Origin of the sequence: Streptomyces sp. NBC_01450 (assembly GCF_036227505.1) — a bacterium.
Classification (GTDB): domain Bacteria; phylum Actinomycetota; class Actinomycetes; order Streptomycetales; family Streptomycetaceae; genus Streptomyces.
The window spans coordinates 1063742-1077489 of sequence record NZ_CP109480.1 but is presented as its reverse complement, the minus strand read 5'-3'; the positions used below and the strand labels follow the sequence as shown (position 1 = coordinate 1077489).

Below are 13748 nucleotides of genomic sequence, written 5' to 3'. Positions count from 1 at the left end.
CCATGGCCACCCCAACACGGTGGGCATGCCGCCACCGGTCGACGGTACGACCGTACCCTCGTGATCACCGCGAATCCGCGCAGCACACGTCGGGCGCCCCCTTTGGCGTTCCGGCCGTTTCACGCGCCTCTGCCCTCCCGGGTGCCGCGCTGGGGCAGCCGATGTGGGGAGCCCGCGTCGAGGGGGCATTCCGTGCCCAGCACCACCCCGGCGACCGGCGGCGCTTCGCCACCGGGCCGCGCCTCGCCGCTGTGGGAAGCAGCGTGTGACACCACGTCGAGAACTGCCCGGTCCGCACGGCACCTGGAGCATCCACTTCCTGCGGCCGCCGCGACCGTATGGCCCCAGCCCCCGGACAGTACTTCTCGACGCGTGAATCCGGCACCCGAGACTGTCGTCCTGCCTTCGGACCGACTCCGCCGCTCTGTCGGCCTCCCAAACGATCAACCTCACCACAGGCGTCCCGCCGAGGGGGAAGACCAGCCTTGCCCGCGAACCAGACGTTCCGCGTTTTGACCTCCGCCCGTCCGGATGCCCCTTTGAAACAGACCATCGCCACGACCATCCCGGCGGTGAGCCGGTCGGAGCCACTGGTGTCGTCGTTCTCGCAGCAGCGACTCTGGTTCCTGGCGCAGATGCAGGGCGCCAGCGAGGCGTATCACATGCCGATGGCGTTCGAGTTGCGGGGGCCGCTCGACCGCGGTGCGCTGACGCGTGCGCTCGACAGGCTGGTGGCCCGCCATGAGGTACTGCGTACGCGTCTGGTCGCCGTGGCCGGTGAGGCATTCCAGCAGATCGACCCGCCCGACCGGGGATTCCCTCTGCGCGTCCACGACCTGTCCGGCCGGCCCGACGCGGAGGCCCAGTGCGTCGACCTGCAGGAGGAGGAGGCCGCCGCGCCGTTCGACCTGGCTCGGGGCCCGTTGGTCCGCGGCCGTCTGGTGGTGATGGCGCCGGACTGGCACGTGCTGCTGCTGACCGCCCACCACATCATTTCGGACGGCTGGTCGACCGGTGTGCTGACCCGCGAACTCGGTGAGCTGTACACGGCGTTCAGCCAGGAGACGGCCGATCCGTTGCCGCCCCTGCCGATCCAGTACGGCGACTACGCGGCCTGGCAACGCCAGTGGCTGTCGGAGGGCGAGGCGGCCCGTCAGACCGCCTACTGGAGCGATGCCCTGGCGGACGCACCGATCCTGCTCGACCTGCCGACCGACCGGCCGCGTCCGGCCGAGCAGGACTACGGGGGAGGGCAGCTCCGACTCGAATTCGACGCGGAGCTGACCGCCGCGCTGAAGCTGTTGAGCCGACGCAGCCGCAGCACCCTGTTCATGACCCTGCTGAGCGGGTGGGCGCTGGTCCTGTCCCGCTGGTCGGGTCAGACCGATGTGGTGATCGGCACACCGACGGCCAATCGCCGCCGTGCCGAGCTCGAAGGGCAGATCGGCTTCTTCGTCAACACCCTGGCGTTGAGGATCGACCTCGCCGGCGCGCCGACGGTGGACGAGCTGGTGAAACGGGTGCGCGGTGTGACGTTGTCGGCGCTGGCACATCAGGACCTGCCGTTCGAGCAGGTGGTGGAAGCGGTCAATCCGGCCCGCAGCCTGACCCACACACCGTTGTTCCAGGTGATGTTCGCCTGGCAGAACACCGAGGGTGGCGAGCTGGCTCTGCCGGACATCGAGGTGGCGCCGCTGAACCCGCCGTACACCGCGGCCAAGTTCGACCTGGCGTTGTCGTTGGGGGAGGAGGGCGACCGTATCGTCGGGACGCTGGACTACGCCGGCGCGTTGTTCGACACCCAGACGGTCGAGCGTCACTGCCGGCAGCTGCGGCAGGTGCTGACCCTGATGGCCGCCGCGGCGGACCATCCGGTGGACGCGCTGGAGCTGCTGTCCGAGCAGGAGCGCGTGGAGATACTGGACGGGTGGAACGACTCCGCGCGTGACGTCCCCGCCGCCTGCTTCCCGGAGTTGTTCGAGGAGCGGGTGCGCAGGTCTCCGCAGGCGGTGGCGGTGGAATTCGGTGCGCTCTCGCTGTCCTACGCGGAGCTCAACGCACGGGCCAACCGGCTGGCCCGCCATCTGGTGGGTTCGGGAGTGGGGCCCGAGCGGGTGGTGGCTGTGGCCCTGCCCCGTTCGGTGCAGTGGCTGGTGGCGGTTCTGGCCGTGATGAAGGCCGGCGGCGCCTATCTGCCGGTCGATCCGGACTATCCGCCCGAGCGGATCGCCTACATGCTCGATGACGCCCGGCCCGTCTGCGTCCTCACCGACGCGGCCACCGCGCACACCCTGCCCGTCACGAACGGCCTGCTCGTCCTGGACGATATCCAGAGCGCGGTCGTCGGCGCGGTCGACCCTGCGACGGCGACCGACACGGACCACCCGACGGACACGTCCGGCCTTGACGCCGCAGACCCGGTCGCGACCGACCTGACCGATACCGAGCGCGGCGCCCCGCTCCGGCCGGAATCGCCCGCCTACGTCATCTACACCTCGGGGTCGACCGGCCGGCCCAAGGGCGTGGTCGTCACTCACGCGGGCATCGCGAGCCTCTCGGCCAGTCAGACCGAGCGCCTGGACGTCACCCCGGACAGCGGGGTGCTGCAGTTCGCCTCGCCGAGTTTCGACGCCGCCACCTGGGAGGTGTGCATGGCGTTGCTGTCCGGGGCGCGGCTTGTGATGGCCCCGGCGGACGAACTGCTGCCTGGCGAGGGCCTGGCCACGGTGCTGCGCCGCCACTCGGTCACCCATGTCACGCTGCCGCCGGCGGCGTTGGCGGTGCTGCCGGGGGACGCCCTGCCGGACGGAACGACCCTGGTCGTGGCGGGTGAGGCGTGCCCGCCGGCCCTCGTCGGGCAGTGGTCACGGGACCGGCGCATGATCAACGCGTACGGTCCCACCGAGACCACCGTCTGTGCCACGATGAGCGGCCCGCTGTCCGGGACCGTCACTCCGCCCATCGGCACGCCCGTGGCCAACACCCGGGTCTATGTGCTCGACGCACGCCTGCGGCCCGTTCCGCCGGGCGTGTCCGGTGAACTGTACGTCGCCGGGGCGGGCGTGGCCCGCGGCTATCTCGGCCGCCCCGGACTGACGGCAGAGCGGTTCGTCGCCGACCCGTACGGCCTGCCCGGTACACGTATGTACCGCACCGGCGATCTGGCGCGGTGGCGTGCCGACGGGCAGCTGGAGTTCGTCGGACGGACCGACCACCAGGTGAAGGTGCGTGGCTTCCGGATCGAACTCGGCGAGGTTGAGGCGGCGTTGCTCGACCAGCCTGGCGTCCTCGAAGCCGCGGTACTGGCCGACCGCGACGAGGCCGGTCAGACGTGCCTGGTGGCCGGGGTCGGACGGGGCGACGTCGCGCCGTGGACGGCCGGCGAATGGCGCGCCGCACTCGCGCGGCGGCTGCCGGGCTACATGATTCCGTCGCTCTTCGTCGAGCTGCCGCGGCTGCCGCAGACCGCCAACGGCAAACTCGACCGCGCGTCGCTGCTGGAGCGGGCGCGGACAGCCGACCCGGCCCAGGTCAACACCGCCAGCCCGCGCGACCACATTGAGCTGACGCTCTATCAGATATGGAAGCGGCTGCTGCTCCACGCGGACATCGGAATCGACGACAACTTCTTCGACATCGGCGGCACATCGATCTCCGCCATCAAACTGGCCCACGCCATCCGGGAATCGTTCGGCGAGGCGCTGCCGATCCGCGACATCATGCTGCACCCGACCATCGAAGCGCTGGGCGGACGGCTACGGCAGGGAGCCTCGGCCCAGCCCCCCGGCAGCCTGATCGAGTTCCGCAAGGGCGACGGCCGCCGTAGCGTGGTCTGTATCCACCCGGGCGGCGGCACGGCCTTCTGCTATCTCTCGCTGGCCAAGGCGCTGCCGGAGGACTGCGGCGTCTACGGCATCCAGTCTCCCGGGCTGAATCCCGGGGAAGAGTTCCTGCCCTCGGTCGAGGCCATGGCCGACCACTACCTGGGGCTCATCGAACCACTGCTCGACGGGCCGCTGGTGCTCACCGGCCTGTCTTTCGGCGGCCTGGTCGCCCACGAGATGGGACGCCGCCTGGCCCTGTCCGGGCACACCGAGTTGAGCGTGGTCCTTCTCGACACCCACAGCAGCGACGAGGCCGACCGACGCGCCGAGATCGAACCGGTGGAGATCGCCGAGTTCCGCGAGAAGCTGGTCAAGTTCAACGGCATGTACCCCGGTATCGACGACGACCAGATCGACCGGTACTTCCGCGTCTACAACCACAACCGGCTGACCGCGCGCGACTATGTGGCGCCGTCCACGTCGGCCCGGCTGGTCCTGCTGCAGGCCACCGAGGGGCTCGACGCCGCCTCGGTGCAAGAGGCCGGCGACTTCTGGCGCCGTCGTGCCGACGCCGGCCTCCTGGTGGAGCAACTCGCCTGCGACCACTGGGAAATCCTGGAATCCGCCGAGGTGCTGCGTGTGGCCGCGCTGCTCGGATCCGAGCTGGTCCGCAGGCCGGCATCCCGTCCGCTGCCGCCCGAGGGCCGGCAAGCCGAGCCAGTTCTGGCGCAGGAGGCATGATGGAACCCGTATCGACCACGTCGGTCCAGTCACAGGCCCCCGGACTGGCCGAGAGCGTGCTCGCCCAGGCCCGCCGCACCCCGACCGCCCCGGCAGTCGTCGACGGCGAACGGCACCTCGACTACACCGCACTCGACGCAGCCAGCGCCGCCGTCGCCGACGCCCTGCGCCGCCATGGCGTGCGGCCCGGCCAGGCGGTGGTGGTCTGCCTGCCCCGATCCTGGCAACTGGTCTGCGCCATGCTCGGCATCCTGCGTCTGGGCGCGGTAGTGGTACCGCTCGACGCACAGAGCCCGCCCGAGCGCCGCGGCCACATCCTCACCGACTCGGCCGGCGTGGCCCTGATCCACGGCGGGACGATCCCCGACGGTCTACCCGACGGCGTCGAGCCGCTGGCGGTGGCCGCACTGCTCGAAGCCGTTCCGGCCTCCGACGACGCTGCCACGCCGGCCCCTACCGCCGCACCGGTCTCCTTCATCTTCTACACCTCGGGCACCACTGGCCGGCCCAAGGGCGTCGAGGTGCGGGACACCGGCGTCCTGCGCCTGGCGCGGCCCGGCTACATCGAGCTGTCCGAGGGCGCGCGCTACGCCTGCCTGTCCAACCCCGCGTTCGACGCCCTGACCTTCGAGGTGTGGGTACCACTGCTCACCGGCGGCTGCTGTGTGATCTTCGGTGACGAGGTCGTGCAGACGCCCGAGCTGCTCGCGGCCGAACTGCAGCACCGGCGCATCGACACGCTCTTCATGACGGTGGCGCTCTTCAACGCGGTGGTCGACAGAGTCCCGGACTGCTTCGCCGGCGTCGGCCAGGTACTGGTCGGCGGTGAGCAGCTCAACGCCCCGCTGATCCGCCGCTGGTACCGCGACAACGCTGTCAGCTCCACCCGGCTCCACAACGTGTACGGCCCCACCGAGACCACCACCTTCGCCCTGTGTCATCCCATCCCGCGTGACTTCGACGGGGACGTCGTACCGATCGGGCGGACGCTGCCGGGTACCGCGGCGCTGCTGGTCGTCAACGGCACCAGACCGGCCGCGCCCGGAGAGACGGCCGAACTGTGCCTCTCGGGCGAGGCGTTGGCGGCCGGGTACCGCAACCTGCCGGACGAGACCGCGCGCCGCTTCGTCCGGCTCCCCTGGCATGACGGCGGCCGGGACCTGCACTACCGCACGGGCGACCTGGTGCGATGCGGTGCCGACGGCCTCGTCGAGTACGTGGGGCGCGCCGACCGCCAGGTCAAGGTCCGCGGCTTCCGGATCGAGCCCGGTGAGCTGGAACGGCAGATCCTGGCCCATCCCGCGGTCCGGCACGCCTACGTCTGCACCCGTCGCGACGAGACGCAGGGGGTCAACGAACTGCTGGCCTACCTGGTGCTCGGAGACGACCTGTCCTTCGAGGACTTCGACCGTCACCTGTCGGCCGGCCTGCCGCCGTACATGCGGCCCCACCACGTGCACCTGGTCGATGAGCTGCCGCTCAACGCCAACGGCAAGGTCGACCAGGCCGCTCTGCTGCGGGGCGACCACCAGCCCTGGCGGCGCGCCGAGGCCGTCGGCCCGCCCACCGAAGCCACGGAGTGGCAGCGTGAGGTGCTTCAGCTGGCGGGCGAGGTGCTGGGCGTGACGGGGCTGCGGCCGACCGACCGCTGGATCGCATGCGGCGGTGACTCGCTCAAGGCCCTGCGCCTGCGCTTCGAGGTGCGACGGCGCTGGGACCGCGACCTGCCCCAGAGGCTGGTCCTGCAGGCGGACTTCGCGGAACTGGCCGCCGCCATCGAGGCCGGCCGGGCCGCGGACGCCTCACCCTACCCGGCACCGCCCACCCCGGCGGGCGCCCGCGCGGCACCGGCCACCTCCGAGCAGCAGCGGCTGTGGCTGCTCCAGCAGCAGGACCCGCAGTCCTGCGCCTACAACGTGGCACTACCCTTCCGCGTGCGCGGCACCGTCGACAGCGACGCGCTGCGGCGTTCGCTGCGGCGCCTGGTCGTACGCCACCCGGCGCTGAGAACCGCCTTCGAGCCCACGGCTGAGGAACTGCGCCAGGTGGTGGCCGAGCCGTACGACCCGTGGACGCGGCCACCCGCGGACCTAGTTCACGACGACCACGACTGGCACGACCACGCCCGCCGCTTCTTCGCCATGCCCTTCGACCTGGCCGACCCGCGGCTGCTGCGGGCCGGCTGGCTGCCCCAGGGCGACGGCGGCGTACTACTGCTGAGTCTGCACCACATCGCGGTCGACGGCTGGTCGCTCAACGTGCTCTTCCGGGAGCTGTCCGAGGAGTACGAGGCCGCGTTGCGCGGCGAGGAAGGCGAACACCCGGCGGTCCCCACGCCGCTCGACTTCTCCCTCTGGCAGGCCGACTGGTTCGCCCGCCCGACTTACCGCACGCAGCAGGCCGAACTTCAGGCCCACTACGCCGAGACGGAGGAGGAAGAGGAGACGGCGTCGCTGGAACCGATCCGCTCAGCGGCCCGAGCCGAAGGCCGGCTTCTACACACGACGCTCGACCCGGTGCGCCGTGCTCTGCTCGACCGGCTCTGCTCCGAGCTGGGTCTCACCCGCTTCCAACTGCTGCTGGGCGTCTTCGCCTGGAGCCTGTACGGCGTGACCGGCCACTCGCGGCTGCGGATCGCGAGCCCGGTCGCCAACCGGCCGGTGCAGGAGTTCGAGGCAAGTGTCGGCATGTTCGCCAACACCGTGCTGCTGCCCCTGGACGTGGCGCCCCGCGAGGCGCTCCGCGCACAGTTGCTGCGCCACGGTGCCCTCGCACAGACCGTGCTGGACCGGCAGGACGTGGCCTTGGCGGACGTACTGGCCGCCCGGGAATCCCGCCAGGAAGGCCCGCCCTTCGACTTCCTGTTCGTCCTGGAGAACACCGACTTCTCCACGCTGGCATTGCCGGGCTGCGACACCCGCCCCGAATGGCTCACGCCCGACGAGGCCAAATGCGCGCTCACGCTGTCCGTGGTCGAGCACGAGGCGGGCTTCGACTGCCTGTGGGAATACTCCGACGACCACTTCGACGCCGCCGACGCACAGGCGATGGCCGAACTGTTCCGGCAGGGCCTCGACCGGCTGGCCGAGGACCAGGACGCCACGGTGTCCCACCTGGTGGCCCCCTACCGCCGCGGCCTTCCCGACCCAGGGCGCGGACCTTCGGCGCAGCCGGCCTGGACCACGGTGGCCGAAGGCTTCGCGCGTCAGGTCCGCCTGACCCCCACCGCACCGGCGCTGGTGGCCGGCGAGCGCACCCTCAGCTACGCCGAACTCGACGCCCACGCCGCGGCGCTGGCCGCGGAACTCCTCGAGCGCTGGCCGCTGCCGCCGGACGACGATCACCCCCGCAGCATCGCGCTCCACCTCGAACCCTCGGTCGAGCACGTGGTGGCGCTGCTCGCGCTGGCGCGGCTCAACATCACCATCGTGCCGCTCGACCCCGGCTATCCGCCGGCCCTGCTGCGCCAGATCCTGGACCAGGCCGAGCCGTTGTGCGTCCTGGTACCACCGGGCGGCGAGTCCGCACTCGACGCGATCGCCCCGGAAGGCCTTCCGCGTCACCCGGTCCGCCTCTCGACCGCGGTCGCGCCCCCGCTGCCGCCCCACACCGGCCGACGGCCGCTGTACACCCTGTTCACCTCGGGTTCCACCGGCATTCCCAAGGGCGTGCAGGTGCCCGACAGCACCCTGTGCAACCTGCTGCAGTGGCAGAGCGAATCCGGTGGTCTGGCCGCGCCCGCCGTCACCCAGCAGTTCTCCATGCTGTCCTTCGACGTCTCCTTCCAGGAGGTCTTCGGCACGCTGTGCGGTGGCGGCTGCCTGCACGTGGTCCGGCCCGGCTGGCGGCAGGACGCGCCGGCACTGCTGGAGCAGCTCGAATCAGCCGGCGTGGAACGCATCTTCATGCCCTACGTCGCACTGCAACTCCTGGCGGAGCACGCCGTCCACCTCGGCCGCTACCCCTCGCGGCTGCGTGAGGTGATCACCGCCGGCGAGCAGTTGCTGTGCACCGACGCCATCCGCCGATGGTTCGCCGGGATGCCCGGCGCACGACTGTTCAACCACTACGGCCCGACCGAGACGCATGTCGTCAGCAGCCTGTGCCTGGACGGCGACCCCGCGCTGTGGCCGACCCGGCCGGCGATCGGGCGGCCCGTGGCCAACGCCCGGCTGCTCGTGGTCGACGAGGCCGACCAGCCCGTACCACCGGGCTGCCCCGGCCGGCTGCTGATCGGCGGGCCGGTCGCCTCGCCCTGCTACCTGGGCGACGCCGAGCTCAACCGGACCCGCTTCGTCGAACTGCCCGGCCGCGGGCTCTTCTACCGCACCGGCGACCGGGCCCGCTTCGACCGTGAAGGCCTGCTGCACTATCTGGGCCGGGACGACCAGCAGATCAAACTGAGCGGTCACCGGCTTGAGCTCGGCCAGGTCGAGGCCGCACTGCTGCAACATCCGCAGATCGTCAATGCGGTCGTCGTACGCGACGGCAACCAGTTGGCGGCGTGTGTGCAGTGCCGCGGCGAGTGCCCCACTCCGGAGGAGCTGGCGGGCCACCTGGCGCCGCTGCTGCCGTCCTACGTACGGATCCACCGCTTCCGCCGACTCGAGGTACTGCCCCGCACCCCCAGTGGCAAGCTGGACCGCCGCGGGGCGCTGACCGTACCGGGTGAGGAACTGCGCCCGCAGAGAGCAGCCGCGCCCCGTCTGTCCCCTCTGGAGGCGCGGCTGACGGAGCTGTTCGAGACCGTGATCGGCAAACCGGTCGGGCCTGGCCAACGCTTCTTCGACGCCGGCGCCTCCAGCCTCGACCTGATGCGTTTCCATCTGCGCTGCACCACCGAACACGACCTGCCGCTGACCATTCCCGATCTGTTCGAGCACGTCACCATCAGCCGGCTGGCCCGCTTCCTGGAAGGACGGCCGATCGTGGCGGGGCAGCCCACGGACGAGACCCCGGTCACGACTCCGGGCAGCACGGCCGATGAGCCGATCGCCGTCATCGGCATGGCGGTACGGCTGCCCGGGGCCAGTGACCTGGCGTCTTTCTGGCACATGGTGGAGACCGGCGGACGCGGCATGGTGCACTTCGACGCCGCCGACGGTCTGGTCGGTGCCCGCAGTCAGATGGCCGGTCTGCTGGCCTTCGACCCCGAGCACTTCGGCATCAGGCGACAGGAAGCCCGGTTGATGGACCCTCAGCAGCGCCACCTGCTGATGAGCTGCGTCCAGGCGCTGGCACACGCCGGTATCTCCGACCCGCTCCGGCAACGGGTGGGACTGATCGCCGCCTGCGGCGAGAACACCTACTTCCAGTCCATGCTCCGCGAGGCCGATCCGGCACAGCTGCCCGACGGCTTCCAGATGGCGCTGCACCACGACAAGGACTTCCTCGCCACCAAGGCCGCCTACCAACTGGGCCTGACCGGACCGGCCTTCACCGTGCAGGCCGCCTGCGCCAGTTCTCTGGTGGCCGTCCACCTCGCCGCCGGCCTGCTGCGCCAGGGCGACGCCGAGGTCATGCTGGCGGGCGGAGTGCTGGTCGACCCCCTGCTGACCGACGGCTACCGCTACCGGCCGCAGCACATCTTCTCCAAGGACGGGCACTGCCGGCCGTTCAGCGACGACGCCAGCGGCACCGTCGGCGCCAGTGGCGTCGGCGTGGTGGTGCTGAAACCGCTGCGGCTCGCCCGGCGCGACGGCGACACCGTCTACGCCGTGGTCACCGGCTCGGCCCTCAACAACGACGGCGCGGACAAGCTCAGTTACAGCGCGCCCTCGCTTGCGGGTCAGCGCGAGGTGATCCGCGCCGCGCTGCGGCGCAGCGGGCGCGCCGCAGCCGACGTGGGCTATGTCGAAGCGCACGGCACCGGCACCCAGCTCGGCGACCCGGTCGAGGTCAACGCACTGCGCCAGGCCCTGGACCTGGACGGCTCCGACCACTGCGCGCTGACGTCGGTGAAGAGCCAGATCGGCCACCTGGGCGCCGCCGCCGGGGTGGTCGGGCTGGTGCGGGCCGCCCTGGCGGTCCACCACGGGGTGATCCCGCCGAACGTCGACTTCAACCGTGTCAACCCGCAGATCGGCGCCTTGGCGCCGTTCTACATCCCGACCGAGGCCCGGCCGTGGCCCGCGGACCGGCCACGCGTGGCGGCCGTGAGCAGCTTCGGCATCGGCGGCACCAACGCCCATCTGCTGCTGGAGAAGACCGACGGCCCGGCGCAACCTTCCACCACCGTGCCCTGCCTGGTCCTGTCCGGCAGCAGCGCCGAGGCCCTGCACAGCGACGCCTCCCGCATCGCCGACTACCTTCAGGGCCGGCCCGAGGCCTACGGCCAGGTGCTGCGGCATCTGCAGGCCGGCCGCCCGCCGCGCCGCTGGCGGATGGCGGCGGTCTGCCCGGACGCCGCCGCCGCGGTGGCCTGGCTGCGGACGGCGGCCGGCGTCGAGGTGGCACCGGACGAGTCGACCTGCCCCGCCGAGGGCCGTACGGCCGAGGAACTGGCCGACGCCTGGCTGGCGGGCCGCTCGATCCACTGGCCGGCCGGACCGGCGCAGGCGCCGTGGGACTTCCCGCCGCCGGCCTTCCAGCTCGCCGACTACGACTTCCAGCGCGCCGCCCAGGCGGCCGAGCCGGCCTCTCCGGCCCTCGACGGGCATCCCCAGCCGCTGCCCGAAGCCGAGTGGCTGCACCAGCCGCACTGGGTACGGCTGCGCCGTGCCGTCCCCGCCGGCAGCGGATCGCCCACCCGCGGCCTGCTGGTGGTGATGACCGCCGAGCCGCTGGCGGAAGGGGCGATGCGGCTCCTGCGGGCGACTCACGCCCGGGTGGTACGGGTCAGCGCGGCCGATACCTTCGCACGACTGGCGGACGACGCCTACCAGGTCGACCCGGCCGACGCGGACTCGCTCAGGCTGCTGTTCGACGCGCTGGCCGGGACATCCGGCGACGCGGGCCGGGCAGGCATCGACTGGATGCACGCACTGCCGCTGGCGGTCGACGGGACGGTGGGCGAGGAGACACTGGCCCGCGCCCGCTGGGCCTGCCTCGACACCCCTGCCGCGCTGATCCAGGCACTGGCCGGCCGACCGGAAGCGGCACGAACGCGTGTCTGGTGGCTCTCGCACCGGGCCCAGCCCGTGGAAGGCGCCGTGGAGCGGCCGGAACTGGGCCTGCTGGCCGGAGCCTGTGAGGTGGTACCGCAGGAATCCGCCGTCGAGGGCCATTGGCTGGATCTGCCCGGAGCCGAACTGGCCGACTGGGCACCGCTGCTGACGTCGGCGCTGGCCCAGACGGACGCCCCCGCGTGCCTGCCCCGGCGGCTGGCACTGCGGCAGGGCTACTGGTGGCAGCCGACCCTGCTGCCGGTGGCGCCGCCCGCCCGGCAGGCGCCCTCCGTCCTCACCGCCCGACAGGGCGTGCACCTGATCCTCGGTGGCACCGGCGGCATAGGCGGCAGCATCGCGGCCTGGCTCTTGGAGCACACCGACTCCCGGGTGCTCCTGCTGGCCCGGCGGCCGTCCCTGCCGGCCGGTCTGGAACGGTGGGCCGACCGCGTCCAGGTGATCGAGGCCGACCTGGCCGAGCAGACACCGCAGGCGGTGCTGGCCCTGATCGAGCGGAACACCGACCGGCTCGACGGCGTGGTCCACGCCGCAGGCGTGGCGGCCGGCGGCCTGATCGTCCGGCGCGACGCCGAAGCGATGCGACAGGCCACCGCGGCGAAGCTGCACGGCGCCCTGCTGGTCGAGTCGCTGATCAGGCGCTATCGGCCGGCCCTCGCCGCGTACTGCTCGTCGATGTCGGCCCTCTTCGGCGGTGTCGGACAGCTCGACTACGCAGCCGGCAACGGCCTGCTGGACGGGTTCGCCCGCCACCAGGCCGACCCGGCCGAGACCACGCTGCGGCTGGGCATCGACTGGGACATCTGGCACGAGGTCGGCATGGCCCGGCGGGCCCTGCAGTCGGACGCCCGCCACCAGGCCCACCTGGCGGTCGGCCTCGGGGCGGCGGAGGGCGCGCGGCTGTTCGAGCGGGCCCTGCGTCTGCAGCTGCCGCAGCTGTTGGTGTCCACGACCCCGCTGGAGCAGGCCCGACACTTCTACGCGGCGCCGTCCGAAGAACCGGCACAGCCCGTGGCCCCCGCCGACGAGGCGGCCTCGGCGGCCCAGGAGCTCACCGAGTACCTGTGCCGCTGGCTCGGGCTCGAGGAGCTGGACCCGAACGCCTCGCTCTACGACCTGGGCGCAGACTCGCTCACCCTGCTCGACCTGATCAGCGAGGTGAAACGGAGTTTCGGCATCGACCTCGAACTCTCCCAGCTCAGCCACCGGGTGAGCCTGGCGGAGGTGCTCGCGCGGGTGGGTGAACCGGCATCCCCCGCCATGACCACGGGGGACCAGGTGACCGTGGAGGTGTGGCAGGAGGGCACCGGACGCGACCTGCTGTGCCTGATCCATCCGGTCGGCGGTGACATCCAGGCCTACCGCACGCTGGTGTCGTCGCTCGACCCGCGGCTCACCGTGTGCCTGATCGCCGACCCCGCACTGCGACACCCCGCGTCGGGAGACCGGCCGATAGCGGAACGGGCCCGGCGTTACCGCGCCGCGTTGGAGGAGCACTTCCCGCACGGCGAGTGGCGCCGACAACTGGCCGGCTGGTCCTTCGGAGCCTGGGTCGCCCTGGCCATGGCCGCCGAGGGGGAGACGGTCGGTCGCCCGGAGAGCGGACTCTTCCTGATCGACCCGCCACCACCTGGTTCCGGTCCGCGCTTCCAGAACTACGACGAGACCCAGCTCCAGGCCGTCTTCGCCCATGAGCTGGGGCAGGGCGGCGCGCAAGCGGCCGCGGGCCGACAGGCGAAGGACTACGCGGAGCGGCTCGCGCACTGCTGCCGGGCCAACCTCGCCGCCATGGCGCAGTACGACCCGCCCCGCCTGGCCGACACACCCAGCCGACTGTGGCTGGCGAGCCGCCACGTCGCCGGGCTGCCCGCGCTGGGCTCCACCGAAGAGCAGCAGCGGCTGTGGCAGGAGCACCTGCGCAAGCCGGTGGTCTGCCAGGTCCTGGACACCACCCACTACGACATCGTCCGCTCGCCGCACGTCCAGGCGGTGGCCGACGCCGTCAACGCGGCCTCACCACCCGTCCCCGAAACCCGCTGACGCGCCCCCGGAAGGAACC

General features: G+C 71.9%; 2 protein-coding genes. Both read left to right on the top strand.

The annotated features are described in order from the left end of the window. Window positions 1-572 precede the first annotated feature (572 nt). Complete coding sequence (locus OG568_RS04890; protein ID WP_329530445.1) at window positions 573-4565, top strand: non-ribosomal peptide synthetase; 3993 nt, start codon at window positions 573-575, stop codon at window positions 4563-4565. Continuing rightward, on the top strand, window positions 4562-13729 hold the full coding sequence (locus tag OG568_RS04885; protein WP_329530444.1) for a non-ribosomal peptide synthetase: 9168 nt from the start codon (window positions 4562-4564) through the stop codon (window positions 13727-13729). The genes OG568_RS04890 and OG568_RS04885 overlap by 4 nt, the downstream gene beginning before the upstream one ends. Window positions 13730-13748: the final 19 nt, after the last annotated feature.

Excerpts from the sequence above, each read along its gene's own strand:
- OG568_RS04885 (WP_329530444.1), top strand. The coding sequence starts at position 4,562 with ATGATGGAACCCGTATCGACCACGTCGGTCCAGTCACAGGCCCCCGGA.